The 16,501-nt window shown below is 73.5% G+C and carries 16 protein-coding genes; 9 read left to right on the top strand and 7 right to left on the bottom strand.

Translation table 11 applies throughout. From position 1 onward, the window contains the following. The first annotated feature begins 173 nt into the window (after positions 1 to 173). A complete protein-coding gene (locus OG776_RS26825) occupies positions 174 to 470 on the top strand; it encodes a chaplin (RefSeq protein WP_148014041.1) in 297 nt (98 codons plus the stop codon). A gap of 216 nt (positions 471 to 686) precedes the next feature. Here the strand turns inward: OG776_RS26825 and OG776_RS26820 are convergent, their stop codons facing one another. The 7 genes from OG776_RS26820 to chpG all read right to left on the bottom strand — a co-directional run bounded on the left by OG776_RS26820 (position 687) and on the right by chpG (position 5,701). Beyond that, entirely contained in the window at positions 687 to 1,553 is an 867-nt protein-coding gene (locus OG776_RS26820) for a tyrosinase family protein (protein ID WP_148014688.1), read from the bottom strand. Further along, on the bottom strand, positions 1,537 to 1,986 hold the full coding sequence (locus OG776_RS26815) for a tyrosinase family oxidase copper chaperone (protein WP_148014687.1): 450 nt from the start codon (positions 1,984 to 1,986) through the stop codon (positions 1,537 to 1,539). The genes OG776_RS26820 and OG776_RS26815 overlap by 17 nt, the downstream gene beginning before the upstream one ends. 184 nt (positions 1,987 to 2,170) lie before the next feature. Continuing rightward, positions 2,171 to 2,755 (bottom strand): vitamin K epoxide reductase family protein, encoded by a 585-nt coding sequence (locus tag OG776_RS26810; RefSeq protein ID WP_148014686.1) that lies wholly within the window; start codon positions 2,753 to 2,755, stop codon positions 2,171 to 2,173. Beyond that, positions 2,755 to 3,252: a DUF5949 family protein gene (locus tag OG776_RS26805; protein ID WP_148014685.1), complete on the bottom strand. Its 498-nt coding sequence runs from the start codon at positions 3,250 to 3,252 to the stop codon at positions 2,755 to 2,757. Before OG776_RS26805 ends, OG776_RS26810 begins: the two co-directional genes overlap by 1 nt. Before the next feature lie 549 nt (positions 3,253 to 3,801). Then, entirely contained in the window at positions 3,802 to 4,104 is a 303-nt protein-coding gene (locus OG776_RS26800) for a hypothetical protein (protein WP_329322657.1), read from the bottom strand. Positions 4,105 to 4,474: 370 nt separating this feature from the next. Next, positions 4,475 to 5,227 (bottom strand): hypothetical protein, encoded by a 753-nt coding sequence (locus tag OG776_RS26795; RefSeq protein ID WP_148014683.1) that lies wholly within the window; start codon positions 5,225 to 5,227, stop codon positions 4,475 to 4,477. A 234-nt stretch (positions 5,228 to 5,461) separates the two neighbouring features. Continuing rightward, positions 5,462 to 5,701, bottom strand: a complete 240-nt coding sequence (gene chpG / locus OG776_RS26790) for a chaplin ChpG (protein ID WP_148014682.1) — start codon at positions 5,699 to 5,701, stop codon at positions 5,462 to 5,464. Between the two features lie 720 nt (positions 5,702 to 6,421). Here chpG and OG776_RS26785 point away from each other — a divergent pair. The 8 genes from OG776_RS26785 to OG776_RS26750 all read left to right on the top strand — a co-directional run bounded on the left by OG776_RS26785 (position 6,422) and on the right by OG776_RS26750 (position 16,438). After that, positions 6,422 to 7,615, top strand: coding sequence for a glycosyltransferase (locus OG776_RS26785; protein WP_148014065.1), 1,194 nt, complete (start codon positions 6,422 to 6,424; stop codon positions 7,613 to 7,615). Beyond that, the gene (locus OG776_RS26780) at positions 7,612 to 9,099 is read left to right on the top strand and encodes an exopolysaccharide biosynthesis polyprenyl glycosylphosphotransferase (protein WP_148014066.1); all 1,488 of its coding nucleotides are present in this window, start codon (positions 7,612 to 7,614) and stop codon (positions 9,097 to 9,099) included. The genes OG776_RS26785 and OG776_RS26780 overlap by 4 nt, the downstream gene beginning before the upstream one ends. Positions 9,100 to 9,103: 4 nt before the next feature. After that, a complete protein-coding gene (locus OG776_RS26775) occupies positions 9,104 to 10,774 on the top strand; it encodes an O-antigen ligase family protein (RefSeq protein WP_148014067.1) in 1,671 nt (556 codons plus the stop codon). Beyond that, positions 10,771 to 12,681: a murein biosynthesis integral membrane protein MurJ gene (locus OG776_RS26770; protein ID WP_329322656.1), complete on the top strand. Its 1,911-nt coding sequence runs from the start codon at positions 10,771 to 10,773 to the stop codon at positions 12,679 to 12,681. Before OG776_RS26775 ends, OG776_RS26770 begins: the two co-directional genes overlap by 4 nt. 94 nt (positions 12,682 to 12,775) lie before the next feature. After that, on the top strand, positions 12,776 to 13,465 hold the full coding sequence (locus OG776_RS26765; RefSeq protein WP_261995008.1) for a polysaccharide deacetylase family protein: 690 nt from the start codon (positions 12,776 to 12,778) through the stop codon (positions 13,463 to 13,465). Beyond that, on the top strand, positions 13,465 to 14,598 hold the full coding sequence (locus tag OG776_RS26760; RefSeq protein ID WP_148014070.1) for a glycosyltransferase: 1,134 nt from the start codon (positions 13,465 to 13,467) through the stop codon (positions 14,596 to 14,598). The genes OG776_RS26765 and OG776_RS26760 overlap by 1 nt, the downstream gene beginning before the upstream one ends. Next, on the top strand, positions 14,595 to 15,314 hold the full coding sequence (locus OG776_RS26755) for a lipopolysaccharide biosynthesis protein (protein ID WP_261994987.1): 720 nt from the start codon (positions 14,595 to 14,597) through the stop codon (positions 15,312 to 15,314). Before OG776_RS26760 ends, OG776_RS26755 begins: the two co-directional genes overlap by 4 nt. 8 nt (positions 15,315 to 15,322) lie before the next feature. After that, the gene (locus OG776_RS26750; protein ID WP_187286034.1) at positions 15,323 to 16,438 is read left to right on the top strand and encodes a GNAT family N-acetyltransferase; all 1,116 of its coding nucleotides are present in this window, start codon (positions 15,323 to 15,325) and stop codon (positions 16,436 to 16,438) included. The last annotated feature ends 63 nt before the right edge of the window (positions 16,439 to 16,501 follow it).

Below are 16,501 nucleotides of genomic sequence, written 5' to 3'. Positions count from 1 at the left end.
CCGTAGTGAATTTCCGCCCGCGACGCCGTCCCGGGCATCCCTCGGTGGGGAGCCGCTCGTCCGGGACGAATGATCCTCCGGCGTACGCCGTGACCGGGCGTGGATGGGCGCGTTGAAGGGGGAGTGCGTCCGCGTTCGAGCGGCCGCGTTCATCGAACCAAAGGAGAAACGTGATGTCTCGCATCGCGAAGGCAGCCGGCGTCGCCCTCGGCACGGGCGCCGTGGTTCTCGGCGGGGCCGGTCTCGCCCTGGCCGACGCGGGCGCTCAGGGTGCGGCCGTCGGCTCCCCCGGTGTCCTTTCCGGCAACGTCATCCAGGTCCCGGTCAACGTGCCGGTCAACGTCTGCGGCAACACCATCAACGTCGTCGGTCTGCTGAACCCGGCCTTCGGCAACACCTGCGTCAACGGCGGCGGCCCCGTCACGGGCACCCCCGGCCCGAGCAGCACCACTCCCGGCTACGGCAACTGACCGTCGGCCGTACGAGGAAGGCCCCCGCAGCATCCGCTGCCGGGGGCCTCGCCGTGACCAGGGCGACGCGGTCCCCGCGCGGGCGGGCCGCCACGGGACCGCGTCCCACCACACCCCTCCACCCCCTCCGCACCGGTCGCACCCCGCCTGTGACGGCAGCGACGGCAGCGACGGCAGCCACGGCAACGACGGCACGTGCGTACGTGGTCGCGAGTGCTACGCGTACCGGTAGATCCGGCTGTGGTCCTCCAGCTCGGCCGGTGTGACGTTCCAGGGGGGCATCCGCTCGTGCCGCGCGACGATCCGTCCGTGCTGGTCGTCGTGGGGGCCTGGTGGTCGGGCGGGCAGGTAGTGGGCCCCGTGGTGGCGTTGCCGCCAGCGGGACCACTGGAGGTCCACGAAGGCGTGGTGCAGCCAGAAGACGGGATCGTTGACCGAGGCCCCTCCGAGCATGGCGCCGCCGACCCACCGGTGGACCCGGTTGTGATTGCGCCAGGCCCCGCTGCCGGACCCGCGCCCCCATCCTTCGAGCTTGTTGCGGAACCCCTTGGTGGTCGTGGAGTTCCAGGGGGAGCTGTCGTAGACGGGGTCAGCGAGAGCGGAGTCCAGTTCATGCCTGGTGGGCAGCTCGAACGGGGCCTGCCGGCGCCCTAAGTCGCGGGTGAGGTACCCGCCTTCGGTGACCCCCACCTTGATCGTCCACTGCCCGTGGGCGTAGGCGAAGGGGCCGGTCATGACCTGGCGGTCGGAGCGCCGCCCGTTGCCGCCGAGCAGATCCGCGGTCCAGGGCGCGGAGGACGGCGACCGCTGCCGCGTCCAGTCCCAGTAGGGCACGCTCACCGAGGAGTCGACGCGGCGCAGCGCCCGCTCCAGTTCCAGCAGGAACTGCCGGTGCCAGGGCAGGAACGAGGGCGTCATGTGGGCCGCGCGCAGGCTCCGGTCGCCGTCCGCGACGTAGTACTCGATGTGCATCCGGACGAACTCGTCGTACTCGCCACGGCGTTTGATCTCCAGCATCGCGGCGACGAAGCGTCGCCGCTCCGCCGCGGTCAGCTTGCTGACGTTCTTACGCGTGTACGCCACTGTGGCCGTTCCCCTCCGCCTCCACGCCGCGAAGCTGCTCCGTGGGGCTCAGTTCGTCGACGGCCGCGCGCGCGGCGGCCAGCGCGGTCGGATACGAGCGGTAGTGATCGACCATGCTCAGATAGCTCCCGTCCGCCCGGCGCATCAGGTGCAGCGGCCGGCCGTCCACGGTGACCCGCCACTCACCGCCGCCGACCGCGGCGCGGCCGCCGGTTCCGGTCCTGGCGCCCAGGAGGTGGCGACCGTGGTACATCTCGTCGAACGGGGCGTCGTCGGAGCCGGGAAGCCGCGGAGGCCAGGAGGCGGCGACGACGGGGGTGAGCACCGCGGCGGCCGCCGTCGCGAGCAGGCCGTGCATCACGCTCCTGCGGGTCACCGTCACTCTGCTCGGCACACCGCTCGGCACACCGTTCGGCACTCTGCTGACGGACATGGTTCTCTCCTCGGCGGGTTCGGTCGGGGCCGGTGGCCCTAGCGGTGGCCCTCACGGCATCCGGCGGCTCGTCCTACGGGATCGCGGCCGCGTCCGTCTCCGGGGCGGCGGGGACATCCGGCCCTCCGTGCGGCCCGGCTCTCCGTGCGGCCCGGCCCCCGGAGATCCCGCGCACAGTCGACGGTCAGCTCGTCCAGAAATCCCACCACCGGGTCAGGATCAGCATGCCGATGACGCCGACGTGCAGCAGCGGAAATACCCAGGTGAATTCACCCAGGAATCCTCTCAGCCAGGGAGAGGAAGGCAGAAAATCATTTCGTACGTTGAATGAAGTCACGTACCAGAACATGATGATCGTGGCGACCCAGGCGAGACAGCACCACAGGCACAGCGAGTTGATGCGGTACAGCGACTGGAACTGCAGCCAGGTGCAGAATCCGACGCCGAAGAGCGTGCCGGCGTTGAACGTCAGCCAGTACCAGCGCGGGAAGGCCGCCCGCGCCAGCAGACTCACCCCGACGCAGATCACGATGCCGTACGCCACCAGGCCCAGCATCGGGTTGGGGAACCCGAAGGCCGAGGCCTGCTCGCTCTTCATGATGTTGCCGCAGGACACGACCGGGTTCAGGCTGCACCCCGGCACGAAGTCCGGGTTCTCCAGCAGCTTGAACTTGTCGATCGTGATGACCCACGCGGCGAGCAGACCGGCCGCACCGGTGATCACCAGCAACAGGGCGAGCGCACGGCTGCTCCCTGCGGTCCGTGTCATCAGCCGCGCAGGGTCCGTGCGGGCAGGAGGACGTGCGCCGCGCTGAGCAGGGTCTCCTCGTCCCCCGCGAACGCGGCCAGGCTCTCGGGGGCGACGGGCCTGCCCGGCACCGCGTCGGGCCAGGGCCGGGTGGCGAACAGGAAGTAGGCGTAGCCGCGCTCACCGACCGCGGCCAGCCACTCCGGCGGCACGACGCACTGGGCGTTGAGGTACGGCATGGTGACCACGGCCTGGCCGGCCTCGACGAGAAGGGTGAGCGGCAGGCTCGGCTGCCGGGAACCGTCGAGGAGCGTGTCGCCGACGGGCAGACCGTTGTTGCGCAGCAGTTGCTCGATGGCGGTCGTGGCGCCACTGGCGCCGCCTTCCCCGTCGCCCAGGGAATAGGCGAGGAGATAAGGCATGTCCCCGTCGGGTGCGTCACCGCTGAAGGCCATGACGGCGAGCGTGCCGAGATCTGCGGCCCGGAAAGGACGCGTTTCGCTTGAGGTTGAAGTCACCGCGGAACCTTATCGACGCACCCGAACGGACCTCATGCTTTCTCACCCGACCGGGCGACAACCGGGCGGGCGACCACACTAAAGAGGGACACGTCTCGAACAGGCTCGGCGCGGATACCGTCGAAAGGACCGGATCCGCGGAGTACGGAGCCGGCCCTCCCACCGCGGTGATTCACCGGACCATTCACGGGACCTGGATCTGGGACGACGGGTGCCGGCGTCTGCACCGGGCCGCTCGTCCGCCTCGGCTCTCGCGCCGGAGTCGGTGGCGGCGGTGACTGGGGCTCCACCGAGGCCGCGGGCACCAGCGGCCGGTACCGCTGCGGCGGCCGGTCCCGCCACGGCGGCCGATTCCGCGGCCACGGAAAAGCAGACGGACTTCTCGGCGCTGTCGGGCGTCCGCGCCGTCCGACGTCCGCAACGTCCGGCGTCCACGCTGCCCGTCGTCCGTGGCTTTCTCACCGATGCGCCGCGGCCCCGGGACAGGCGCCGCGGGGCCTACGGAAAAAGACCCTCGCCGAATGGAGCGGACAGCGGCGGAATGGCCGATCAGCTCTGGAGCGGAAGTCCACCGAGCAACTGGGCGGGGCCGCCGGCCGAGTTGAGCGTCTTCGTCGCGCCGTTCAGGGAGTTGAGGACCGAGCCCTTTTTCTCGGTGTCGAGCGCGTCCGACTGGTGCTGCAGGGGCTGTACGTCCTTCAGGCTGATCGAGCGCTGGCTGGTGATGGTGTTCAGGGCGCCGTTCAGGCTGGTGGGCGTGAGGTCGGAGGCCCCGGCGGCAAAGGCGGGCGCAGCGGCACCAGCGATGACCATGGATCCGGCGACGACGGCGGCGGCCTTCAGGGACTTCATCGTGTTCCTTTCTTCGGCAACTCGCGTCACCGGCGGGAGTTTTTCACTGCGCCCTGACTAACGAGCCCCGCACGGGACGGAAACCCCGTGTGCAGAAGATTCCTGCACCCCACCCGAACACCCCAACCGGGAACGGCGCATCGCATTCTCATACAAGAGCCGCCGATATACGGTCTGTGCACAATCTCGACGTGAATCGGGGCACGCGTCGGCGCACGCGAAACGGCCGTCGTGCCGACCGGACGGGTCGGCACGACGGCCGGCGGGCGACCGCGTCGCCGGGACACGACTCCCCCTGCCCAGGGAGGGCGGGAGACGGACGGCGGGGTTCACCGGGCAGGTACTCACCCGCCGTGCGCGTCGCGGTGGATCAGGTCGCCGGCAGGCTCGGCAGCGCGGGCAGGCCGGGCAGGTTCGGGGCGGGCAGGCCGCCGCCGAGCACGACGGCGACGACGAAGTTGACGAGGCCCGTCACCACGGCGGTGGCCGCGGGGACCACCTGGGTGGCGTCGCCGGAGGTGACCGCCTTGACCAGCGTGTCGACCGCCTTCTGCAACGCGACGAGGGCGTCGGCCGCGAGGTTCGCCGCCGCTCGCGCGCCCTTGGCGCGCGGCGCCTTGTCGTCCTGCGACCCGGCCTGGTCGGCGTGGCGGCGCTCGTCGGTCATCCTCCGCCCCTCGACGTCGCCCCGCGCCTCGCTGTCGCCCCGCTCGTCGGAGTTCTTGAGCGACGGCACGGCCGGCGTCGCCGGGAGGGCCGGTGTACTGGGCAGCGTCGGCACGCTGGGCGCGGCGGGCACGGCCGGAAGCGCCGCGGTGGCCTTGGCGATCGCGTCCTTCACGGCCTGGCTGAGCTTGGTCGCGTCGGCGGCGGGAAGCTGCCCGCCCTCCGCCTTGAGAGCGGCGCTGAGCAGGTCGGTGACGGGGGCGAGGACGCCACTGATGTTCGCGAGCGACTGGACCTGTGTCAGAAGCGCGTCCGCGCCGGGGACAGGTGCCGCCGCGTGGGTGTGGACACGCGCCGGGCCGTCACCGGCCGCGACGGCGGCCGGCCCGGAAATCCCGAGCAGAAGCGTGGCACAGAGAGCGGAGGTCGCGATGCGCCGTGCGGGCAGAGCACGCATGGATGTTCCCTTCGGTGGTGCTTGGAATCGTGTGCCCACCGTGTAAGCCGTCGTCGCTGTACGCAACCTTATGGATGCTCTGCGTAGTCGACCCTCGCCCGTAGCACCCTCATCTTCGCTGGTGGGGAGCCACACCGGGGCCGCCCTCCCCCTTCCCCCGTTCGGGGCAGGGGCAACGCGAACCGGCCGCCCTCCCCTGGGGGAGGACGGCCGGCAGAAGGGTCCGCGCCGGCGTCAGCCGTTGACGCAGGTGTTGCCGAACGCGGGGTTCAGCAGGCCGATCACATCGATGGTGTTCCCGCAGACGTTGACCGGGATGTGGACCGGAACCTGCAGGACGTTGCCCGACAGAACGCCCGGGGACCCGGCGGCCGCACCGTGCGCGTCGCTGTCGGCGGCGGCGATGCCGGCGGTGCCCGCCACGGCGGCGGCGGCAACGGAGGTCAGGGCCAGGCCCTTCGCGATACGCGACATGGAGAAGTGCTCCTTGAAATCGTCACAACAGCAGGGCGGAATGCCCGGCGCTGGAAACAACGCGCGGCGCACGCCGGGGTTGCGCCTCCAAAGGGGTGATCTAACGAACCTCCGCACGAACCCGCGCACGAATCCCTCGCCCCGACCCCCGCCAGACCCCGTCCGCCACGCGTCCCGACCCCGACCCCGACCCCGACCCCGACCCCTGCCCCTGCCCCTGCCCCTGCCCCTGCCCCTGCCCCGACCCGAAAAACTGTCATAACGACACACTTGTCAGGTTTCGACAATTAAATACAGATAACGGTTAGAGTCGATCGTCTCCCGAAGCTGCTCGGAACCAGATGCCGGAAGGCGTCGAGGACCGGCGGGGGAGTCAGCGCGCACCCAAGTGATCTGCGGATCTCCGTTGCTCCGCCGGTCCAGAACCTTTTCCCCGAAAGGGCAACGCCGGTCATGCGTCAATCCCCGGGCCCTCCGCCGCGCCGCGCGAGGGTGGCCCGCTCCGCCTCCTTCACCCCGCGCGCCCGCGTCCTCGAACACACCCGGATGCGACGCCGATGTCCGCGCCCCGCACACGGAATTCCGTTTCGGGGGTGACCAGTTGGGCGTCCGGCTCGTTTCGCAGCGGGACGCGGCCTGGGTCGGAGCGCTGTTCGCCGCCGTCGACGCGCAGCGGTGACACGCGCGTCAGAGCGCCGTCCGTCACTAAGGAACCCGCGCATGTCATTGCCATCGAGCGACCCCCCGCCGCGGGTCCTGCACCTCACCCAGCCCGTCGACGGCGGAGTGGCACGCGTGCTCACCGACCTGGTGAGGACGCAGCTCGCCGCCGGGCTGCACGTCACCGTGGCCTGCCCCCAGGACAGCGGTCTCGCGCACACGCTCCGGGCGCTCGGCACCGACGTGACGCACTGGCAGGCGACGCGCGCACCGGGTCCCGCGCTGGTCGGGGAGGTACGACGCCTCGCCCGTGCCGTCGCCGAGGCGCGGCCCGACGTGGTGCACGCGCACAGCGCCAAGGCCGGGCTCGCCGGCCGGCTCGTCCTGCGCGGCCGGGTGCCGACCGTGTTCCAGCCGCACGCCTGGTCGTTCGCGGCCGTCGACGGCCTCACGGCCGACCTCGCGCTCAAGTGGGAGCGGTGGGGCGCGCGTTGGGCGTCCCGGGTGGTGTGTGTGAGTGAGGCGGAGCGTGTCACCGGAGTGCGCGCCGGGGTCAGTGCCCGGTGGAGCGTGATCCCCAACGGGGTCGACACCGAGCGCTTCCACCCCGCGGACGCGGGGACCGCGCGCGCCGGGATCCCGCTGCTCGACGGGCTCGGTCCGGCGGCTCCCCTGGTCGTCTGCGTCGGGCGGCTGTGCAGGCAGAAGGGCCAGGACGTTCTGCTGCGGGCCTGGGACACCGTACGGGCGCGGATGCCCGGGGCCCGGCTCGTGCTCGTCGGGGACGGTCCGCGGGCCCCGGGGCTGCGGGCCGGCGCACCTCGCGACGTGCTGTTCGCCGGAGCCGCGGACGACGCCGTGCCCTGGTACCAGGCCGCCGACCTGGTGGTGCTGCCGTCCCGCTGGGAAGGCATGGCGCTCGCACCCCTGGAGGCCATGGCGTGCGGGCGCCCGGTGGTGGTGACGGACGTGGACGGCGCGCGCGAGAGCCTGCCGCCGGGCCTCGACACCCGCTGCCTGGTGCCCGCCGGATCGCCGACTCCGCTGGCCCACGCGATCTGCGACCTGCTGGCCGACCCGCCGCTGCGCGAGTCGCTGGGCCGGCAGGGGCGACGCCACGTACTGACCACGCACGACGTGCGGCGCGCGGCCGACGCGGTCGCGGCGGTCTACCGCGAGTTGCTCACCGCGGGACCCGGCGGGCGCACCGTGCGCGGGAAACACACCGAGTGCAGGGAGCCCATCCACACGTGACTGCGGAAAGCACCGTTCCCTCCCCCGGCGGACAGCCCCGGGAGTACGGATTCTCGTCCGTCTCGGTCATCCCTTCGCGCGGGACCGCCGACGGCTTCAGGTTCCCCGCCGGGCGGCGGCTGTCCGCACCCCGCGCCCCGTGGCTGCCCCTGCTGGTCGCGGACGGCGGCGCGGCGCTGCTCGCGGGTCTGTCCCTCGCCGAGGTCCAGCGACGGCCGCCGCTCCTGGCCGCGCTGCTGCTCGGCGTGCTCGCGCTGAACGCGCGCGGCGCGCTGTACCGCCCCGGGAGGATCCCCACCGCGCTCGACGACCTGCCCGCCGTGTGCGCGCGTGTCCTGGTGACCTGGTGCGCGCTCGCCGCCCTGCTGGCGGCGCTCTCCCCGGCCGCGGCGCTGCCCGCCCGGGTCCTGGCGGCGGGCTGTGCGCTGCACGCGGCGGCGAGCTGCGCGGGCCGCGCCCTCGTGCACGGGCGGCGCCGCCGGGCCCTGGTCCTGCGCCCGGACGCCACGTTGGTGATCGGTCCCGCCGGGACCGCCCAGCGGGTGGCCGCCGCGTTCCTGCGCCACCCGCGGTGCGGGCTGCGTCCGGTGGGAGTCGTCGCCGCCCGGACGGACGGCGCCGAGGGGCTGCCCGTCCTCACCACCGGTGAGGAGGTGCAGCGGGCCCTCATCCAGAACGGTGTGCGCGCGGTGCTCGTGGTCGAGCCGCGTGGTGAACACGGCCCGCTGCTGCGCGCGTTGAGCGAGGCGGGCTGTGTGCTGTGGCACGTCGACGCGGACTCGCCGTCGCAGGAGATCGCGTACGGGGTGCCGCAGAGCCGGCCGCACGGGGGCGTGCCCGGCAGGGCGGGCGGGAGCGGGCGGCTCGCCGGGTTCTCCTGCCGGCGGATCGAGGTCTCCGGGCGGTACGGGAACCTCGGCAAGCGACTCCTCGACATCGCCGTCTCGGGGTCCCTGCTGCTCGTGATCAGCCCGCTGCTGCTGGTGTGCGCGGTCGCGCTGCGGCTGAGCGACGGACCGGGGGTGGTCTTCCGGCAGGAGCGCATCGGCAAGGACGGACGGCCCTTCACGCTGCTGAAGTTCCGTACCCACCGCCCGGCCGACGCGCACGAGGCGGCGACCCGCTGGAGCGTCGCGGGCGAACGCGAGATGAGCCGCTTCTGCCACTTCCTGCGGCGGACCTCGCTCGACGAGCTGCTGCAACTGTGGAACGTCCTGTGGGGGGACATGAGCCTGGTCGGCCCGCGACCCGAACGGCCCTACTTCGTGGCCAAGTTCAGCCAGACCTATCCGGGCTACGCGGCCCGCCACCGCATGCAGACCGGCATCACCGGCCTCGCCCAGATCCACGGGCTGCGCGGCGACACCTCGATCGAGGACCGCTGCCGGTTCGACAACGCGTACATCGACAACTGGTCGCTGTGGCAGGACGTCTGCATCCTGCTGCGCACGGCAGCCTCGCTGGTACGCCCGACGGGGAGCTGAGCCGATGAGCCGAGCCCTGACGCTCTCGCCGACCACCCCGGGCACACCGGGCACACCGTCCGACGCTCCCGCGTCCTCGTCGCCCCGACCCCGCTCGCCGCTGGGCGCCCTGCTGGTCCGGGTCCGCGGCGCGCTGCCGGTGCTGCCCGTCGTGGCGGTGGTGGCCCTGCTCGGGCTGCCGATCGCGCCGAGCGGGGAGGGCGGCGCGAACATCGCGGACGCCATGTCCGGTCTGCTCGTGGTCGGCTGTGCGGTACGGCTCGTACGGCACCGCCGGCGTCCGCTGTCCCCGGGCGCGGCGGTGGTCCTCGCGCTGCCCGTGATCGGCATCGCGGTCGCGGCCGCCGACGCTGCGGGCCCCGGGGCCGGGCTCACCGGCCTCACCCGCTATCTGCAGATCTTCGTCCTGGTGCCCGCGGCCGTGGCGCTGCTGGTCCGGGACCGTCGCGATCTCCGGCTGCTGGCCTGGGCGTTCGTCGCCCTGGCGCTGTGGCAGGGCACGGTCGGGGTGCACCAGTACGTCACCGGGACCGGTGCCTCCTACCAGGGCGAGGACGTCCGGGCCGTGGGCACCTTCGGCCCGACGGACGTGATGGGCATGGCGACGGTGGTCGCCTTCGGGCTGGTGTGCGCGGTCGCCCTGGCACTCGGTTCGGGCACGGTACGACAGCGGACCCTGGCCGTGGTGTGCGCGCTGGCGCTGCTGCCGCCGCTCGCGCTGTCGTTCAGCAGGGGCGCGTGGATCGCCACGGCTCTGGCGTGCGGTGCCCAGCTGGCGCTGGCCGGGCTGCGGCGCGCGGTGAAGGTGGGGGCCGTCGTCGCCGCCGTGGCCGTGATCCTGGTGGGCGGACTCGGCGTCGGTACCGAGATGCTGCAGCAGCGCCTCGACAGCATCACGCAGGTGACCGACGCGCCGGACCAGTCGGTGGTGGACCGCTACACCATGTGGGCGGCGGCCGTCGACATGTGGCGCGACCACCCGCTGACGGGTGTCGGGCTCAAGGGCTTCCCGGACCACCGCGACGGCCACGCCTCGCTCGCGCTCTCCTCGGGCAGCGACATCGGCGGCGCCGGAACCGCGTACAGCAAGCAGCCGCTGCTCTCCCCGCACAACATGTATCTGCTCGTGCTGAGCGAACAGGGACTGATCGGGCTGCTCGCCCTCGCGGGCAGCTGGCTGGCGCTCCTGGTGTGCGCGCTGCGGGGGCTGGTCCGGGTGCGCCGGGCCCCGCCGGACGGCCCGGCGACGGCCGTCGGCGGCGGCCCCGCGCGGACCGTGACGGGGCTCGACTGCGCGCTGATCGCGTGCGGGCTGCTCTGCTGGCAGTTGGTGGACTTCGTGTACGCGGACATCGGCGGTCCCTCGACCGTGCTGACGGGCGTCTGCTTCGGCCTGGTGGCCTGGTGGGCGCTGGTGGACCGGGTGTCCCCGCTGTCCCTGGCCTCCGAGGCCGGAGTGTCTCCGACGCGACCGGTGGCCGCGGGCGCCTCCGTCCGGCCGACCGCCTCGGACGCCCCGGGCGCCTCGGCCGCCCCGATCTCCGTGGCCTCCGTGGCCGAGGCCGTCCCGACCGCGCCGGTCTCCGAAGCGGCGGCGCCGCCCGTGTCCGCGTCGGCGGCCTCACCGGGGTCCTCACCGACGCCGGGCTCGACGGAGGAGGCACCGACACGATGACGGTGCAGCCTCCACGGGCGGCGACCGACGACGACGGCGCCGGCACCGACGGCCTGCGGGCCCTCTCACCCGCTCGCGACACCGCCCCTGCCCGCACCCCGTCCGCCCCGCACACCCTCCCCTCGCCACCCCTCTCCTCCGCCCCGTCGGTCCCGTCTGGCCCGTCCGTCCCGTCCGCCCCGCTCTTCTCCGTCACCCCACCTCTCCCCTCCGCCCCGATGCTCTCCTCCACCCCGGCGATCCCCTCAGCCCCCGCTCCCTCCTCCGAAACCCCCTCGCGGGAAGCCTCCTCCAGGGAAGCCCCCTCCCCGGAGACCCCCTCCGCAGCGCCCCCCGCGCCCCCCTCCGGGGAAACCGCCTCCAACCGGTTCCTCGCCAAGGCCGCCCTCGTCACGATCGCGCTGTCCGTCGCCGGAGCCCTGCTGGGTCTCGGCCGCGACCAGGCCCTCGCGCACCTGTTCGGAGCCGACTCGGCGACGGACGCCTTCCTGGTCGCCTGGACCCTGCCGGAGTTCGCGGCGACGCTGCTGATCGAGGACGGCCTCGCCTTCGTGCTCGTACCGGCGTTCAGCATGGCGGTGGCGCGGCGCGCCCAGGGAGCCGTCGGCGACCCGGTCCGCGCCCTGGTCGCCACGACCCTGCCCCGGCTGACGCTCGCCGTCACGGCCGTCGCCGCGCTGCTGATCGCCGGGGCGCCCTACCTCGTCGAGGCCCTCGCGCCGGGCCTGCCGGATCCGGCACTCGCCGTGGACTGCACCCGGTTGACGGCCACCTGCGTGTTCACCTTCGGGCTCGCCGGGTACTGCAGCGCCGCGCTGCGGGCACACCGCCGGTTCGTCGCGCCCGCGGCCATCTACGTCGCGTACAACACCGGCATCATCACGGCGATGTTCGTCCTCGGCGGCCGGTGGGGGGTGCGGGCGGCGGCCCTCGGGGTCGCGGTCGGCGGCGCCCTCATGGTGGTCGCGCAGGCGCCCTCGCTGTGGCGGCAGCTCAGGCACCACGAGGTGAGCGCGGACGGGTCGGCCGTCGCGGAGGCGCGTCCGATGGACCTGACGCTGATCAGCACGGTGCTGCTCTTCGCCCTGTGCCGCCAGTCCCAGGTCCTGATCGAACGGTTCCTGGCCTCGTCCCTGCCCGCCGGCGCCATCTCGCACCTGAACTACGCGCAGAAGGTCGCCCAGATGCCGATGGTGCTCTCGCTGATGCTGTGCACCGTCACCTTCCCGGTGGTGGCGCAGGCGATGGCCGAGGGCGACACCGAGCGGGCCCGCGTCCGGGTGGAACGCGACCTGGCGCTGGTCTCCTGCACCGTGCTGCTCGGCACCGCGGCGGTCGTCGCCTGCGCGCCCCAGATCATCCAACTGCTCTTCCAGCGAGGTGCGTTCACCGCTCAGGACACCTCGGCCACCGCCGCCGTGATGCGGGTCTACGCGGTCGGGCTGCTCGGCCACACGCTGGTGGGCGCGCTCGTCCGCTCGTACTTCTCGTCGGGGCGGCCCACCTGGTACCCGCTCTTCGCGATGACCGCCGGGATCGTCGCGACCTCGTGGATCGGGGCGCTCGCCGTCGGGAGCTTCGGGGTGTGCGGGATCGCCGCGGCCAACGCGGGCGGCATCACTCTCAGCGCCCTGCTGCTGCTGTACGGCATGGGCCCGCGCAATGTGCCGATCCGCACCCGTCGGGTGGTCGCCGAACTGGGCAAGCCGGTGCGCGCGGCGCTCGTCGCGGGCGCGGCCGGGGCACTCTGCGCGAGCCGCGCGCACTCCCCCCTGGTGGGTCTCGTACTCGGCGGCACCGTCGTGACCGCCGTCTTCGCCGTGCTGGCCTGGGCCCTGGGCATCCAGGCCCTCGCACCCGTCCTCCGTTCCCTCAAACGAAGGCTGCCGCATGTCCGTTTCCGCTGACCGCCTCAGACGTGTCGACGCCCGCGCCGTCACCGGCCTCCGCTCCTGCTTCCACACCGCCGTCCGGGCCGCCGACACGGTCCCCTGGGTCGCGATGTACCACTCCGTGGGCGACTGTTCCGAGGACCCGTACAGCATCACCGTCACGCAGGACCGCCTCGACCACCAGCTGGGGTGGCTGAGGCGGCGCGGGCTGCGCGGTGTGAGCATGGCCGACCTGCTCGCCGCCCGCGCCCGCGGCAAGGGCCGCGGCCTGGTCGGTCTCACCTTCGACGACGGGTACGCCGACTTCGTCGAGACCGCCCTGCCCGTGCTGCGCCGGCACGACTGCGGCGCCACCCTCTTCGTCCTGCCCGGCCGGCTGGACGGCGACAACGCCTGGGACCCGCTCGGCCCCCGCAAGCCGCTGCTCGGCGCCCACGGCATCCGGCTGGCCGCCGCCGAGGGCGTCGAGATCGGCTCGCACGGCCTCACCCACATCGACCTGACCCGGGTCGACGACGACGTGCTGCGCTCCGAGGTCGCCGGCAGCCGAGCGGCCCTCGCGGATCTGACCGGTGCCCGCGTCGACGGCTTCTGCTACCCCTACGGAACCGTCGACGCGCGGGTCGTGGACGCCGTCCGCGACGCCGGCTACGGCTACGGCTGCGGAATCGACCCCGGCCCGCTGACCGGCCCGCACGCCCTGCCGCGCGTCCACATCGGGCAGAACGACACCTCCGTCCGCCTCCTGCTGAAACTCAAGCTGCACCGGTTGCGGCGGCGCCCGGTCCAGGGGGCCTGATGAAGGCCCTGCACATCATCACCGGCCTCGGGGTCGGCGGTGCGGAGCAGCAACTGCGGCTGCTCCTGCGGCATCTGCCCGTCGACTGCGACGTCGTCACGCTCACCAACCCCGGCGCGGTCGCCGAAGGGCTCGCCGACGACGGCGTGCGCGTCGTCCACCTCGGCATGGCCGGCAACCGGGACCTCGCCGCGCTCCCCCGGCTGGCGAGGCTGATCCGCGAGGGGCGCTACGACCTCGTGCACACGCACCTCTACCGGGCCTGCGTGTACGGCCGGATCGCCGCGCGGCTGGCCGGCGTGAAGGCGGTCGTGGCCACCGAACACTCCCTGGGCGACTCCCAGATGGAGGGGCGCGGGCTGAACGCGGGCGTCCGGGCGCTGTATCTCGCCAGCGAGCGGCTCGGCCGGTCCACCGTCGCCGTGTCGCCGACCGTGGCCGACCGGCTGCGGCGCTGGGGCGTGCCCGGACCGCGCATCGAGGTCGTCCCGAACGGCATCGACGTGGACCGCTTCCGCTTCGACCCGGCGCTGCGCGAACGCACCCGTCGCCGGCTCGGACTGCCGAAGGACGCCTACGTCGTGGGCGGCGTCGGCCGGCTCACGGCGGGCAAACGCTTCGACGTCCTGATCCGCGCGCTCGCCGGACTGCCCCCGGACAACTGGCTGGTGCTGGTCGGCGGCGGCACCGAGGAGAGCGTGCTGCGGCGGACCGCGCAGCGCGCCGGGGTCGCGGACCGGGTGCTGTTCACCGGCGAGCGCCCCACCGGCGGTCACCCCGGCTGCGATCTTCCCTCGCTGACCGCGGCCATGGACGTCCTCGCCTCGCCCAGCGCCGAAGAGGCCTTCGGACTCGCGGTGGTGGAGGCGATGGCGGCCGGTCTGCCGGTCCTGTACGTGTCCTGCCCCGCGGTCGAGGACCTGTCGGCGGACGCCGCGCCCGGCGCCCACCGGGTCCAGGGCGGCGCCGAGTCGTTCGTACGCGCCCTCCGGGCGGTCCGCGGGGCGGGTCCCGGGCCCCGTTCGGTACCGCACGCCGCCCACCACTACAGCATCACCCGCAGCGCCGCGCAGCTCATGGACGTGTACGCGGCCGCCGTCTCCAGCACCCCTCTGGGAGTGAGTTCCTCATGACCGAAATCCCCACCAGGCAGCACCGCCCGGCCGAACCGGCCGGGCCCGTGGAGACACCCGCACCGGCCGGACCGGTGGGCACGGCCGGCCCCTCGGGCCCGCCCGCCGCCCGTCGCAGGGGTCTGCCGCCGTGGACCCTGCTGGTCGCCGGCGTGCTGCTCGGCGGCGCGCTCGGCGGCGCGTACGGCGTCGAGAAGACCCCCACCTACACGGCGACGAGTTATGTCATCGCCGTCCCGACCGAGAAGTCGGACCCGGCGTCGGCGCTCGGCTTCGCGCAGGCGTACGGCCGGGTCGCCACGCAGCTCGCGGTGCTCGGGCGCGCCCAGGCGCGGGCCGGGGTGCCGGTGCGGACCCTGCAGCGCAGCGTGCAGACCGCGACCTCGCCCGACGCGCCCATGGTCGCCGTGTCGGCCACGTCCTCGCGGCCGGCCCTCGCGGCCGGCATGGCCAACGCCGTCTCGCGCTCGCTGACCGAGCACGCCAACGCCACCCGTGCCAGTACGCACGTCGAACTCCTGCAGTTCTCCGCCGCGATGAAGCCGACCGCCCCCTCGTCGCCGTCGCCGAAGGTGACCGCGCTGGTCGGCGCGAGCGCGGGAGGGCTGCTGGGCGGCCTGGTCCTGCTGGTGCGCCCGCGGCGGGACCGGCACTCCGCCCGGACCGCCTCCGTGCCGGGTCCGGCGACCGCCGCCGACGCGCGCGGACAGCTGTGAACGGCACCCTGCGGGCCGCGCCCCGCAGCGCCCTGCGGGCCGAGATCGTCACCGAGGAGGGCGAGTTCGCCGCCCTGGCGCCCGCCTGGGGACGCCTCTACGGCCGGTGCGGCGCCGCCACCCCGTTCCAGAGCCACGCCTGGCTGTACTCCTGGTGGCTGTCGTACGGCACCCCGGGCCGTCTCCGTCTCGTCCTGGTCCGGGAGGGCGACGAGCTCCGCGCGGTCGCGCCGCTGATGCGCGTCCGCCGTCCGCTGCCGGCGCTGGTGCCGCTCGGCGGGTCCATCTCCGACTACGGGGACGTCCTCATCGACGACGAGTACGCCGACCGCGCCGCGGCGACGCTCGCCGAGGGACTGTCCCTGGCCGCCCGCAGCGCGCTCATCGACTTCCGCGAGGTACGGCCCGGCGGCGCGGTGGAGCGGGTCTACGAGCGCTGGTCCGGCCCGCGGCGCCGGGTGCGCGACTCGGTCTGTCTGGAACTGCCCGCCCTCTCGATGGACGGACTGGTGAACAGGCTGCCCTCCTCGAAGGCCCAGCGGGTCCGGGCCAAGCTGCGCAAACTCACCGCTCTGGGCATCGAACGCCGGATCGTGCCGCCCGGTGAGGTGGACTCGGCGCTCCGCCGGCTGCTGGAGCTGCACCGACTGCAGTGGCAGGGCCGGAAGGTGACGTCCGAGCATCTCCAGAAACGGTTCGCCGAACACCTGGTCCGGTCGGTCGAACCGATGGTGAGCTCCGGGGACGCGGTGGTCACCGAGTTCCGGCTCGACGGCGCCGTGATGGCGGTGGACCTCACCCTGCTCTCCCCGAGGCTGGCGGGCGGCTATCTCTACGGGGCCCATCCCGATCTGCGCGAACGCAAGGCGGACGTCGCCGTGATGCTGCTGGACGCCTGCGCCCGGCACACCGAGGGGGACGCGCGCGGGGCCCTGAGCCTGCTCCGCGGCGACGAGCCCTACAAACACCACTGGCGTCCCGATCCCGTCGTCAACCAGCGGCTGCTGCTGGCCCGTCGGCGTACGGCGCCGCTGCTGTCGGCGGTGGTCTGCGACGTCCTCGCGCGCAGCCGCGGCAAGCAACTGGTGCGCCGCTGGCGGGAGCGTGGTGGCGACCGGTCGTGAACGACCCGCCGCCACCACGCCGTCCCGGCCGCGGTCCCGTCACCGGTCCTGTCGCCGGTCCCC

It is taken from the genome of Streptomyces sp. NBC_01689 (genome assembly GCF_036250675.1).
In the GTDB taxonomy this organism is placed as follows: Bacteria; Actinomycetota; Actinomycetes; order Streptomycetales; family Streptomycetaceae; genus Streptomyces.
This window is presented reverse-complemented; position numbering and strand designations above follow the sequence as displayed.

Coding starts and splice junctions, on each gene's coding strand:
- OG776_RS26825 (WP_148014041.1), top strand. CDS start 174: ATGTCTCGCATCGCGAAGGCAGCCGGCGTCGCCCTCGGCACGGGCGCC.
- OG776_RS26815 (WP_148014687.1), bottom strand. CDS start 1,986: ATGTCCGTCAGCAGAGTGCCGAACGGTGTGCCGAGCGGTGTGCCGAGC.
- OG776_RS26810 (WP_148014686.1), bottom strand. CDS start 2,755: ATGACACGGACCGCAGGGAGCAGCCGTGCGCTCGCCCTGTTGCTGGTG.
- OG776_RS26800 (WP_329322657.1), bottom strand. CDS start 4,104: ATGAAGTCCCTGAAGGCCGCCGCCGTCGTCGCCGGATCCATGGTCATC.
- OG776_RS26795 (WP_148014683.1), bottom strand. CDS start 5,227: ATGCGTGCTCTGCCCGCACGGCGCATCGCGACCTCCGCTCTCTGTGCC.
- chpG (WP_148014682.1), bottom strand. CDS start 5,701: ATGTCGCGTATCGCGAAGGGCCTGGCCCTGACCTCCGTTGCCGCCGCC.
- OG776_RS26785 (WP_148014065.1), top strand. CDS start 6,422: ATGTCATTGCCATCGAGCGACCCCCCGCCGCGGGTCCTGCACCTCACC.
- OG776_RS26775 (WP_148014067.1), top strand. CDS start 9,104: ATGAGCCGAGCCCTGACGCTCTCGCCGACCACCCCGGGCACACCGGGC.
- OG776_RS26770 (WP_329322656.1), top strand. CDS start 10,771: ATGACGGTGCAGCCTCCACGGGCGGCGACCGACGACGACGGCGCCGGC.
- OG776_RS26765 (WP_261995008.1), top strand. CDS start 12,776: ATGTACCACTCCGTGGGCGACTGTTCCGAGGACCCGTACAGCATCACC.
- OG776_RS26760 (WP_148014070.1), top strand. CDS start 13,465: ATGAAGGCCCTGCACATCATCACCGGCCTCGGGGTCGGCGGTGCGGAG.
- OG776_RS26755 (WP_261994987.1), top strand. CDS start 14,595: ATGACCGAAATCCCCACCAGGCAGCACCGCCCGGCCGAACCGGCCGGG.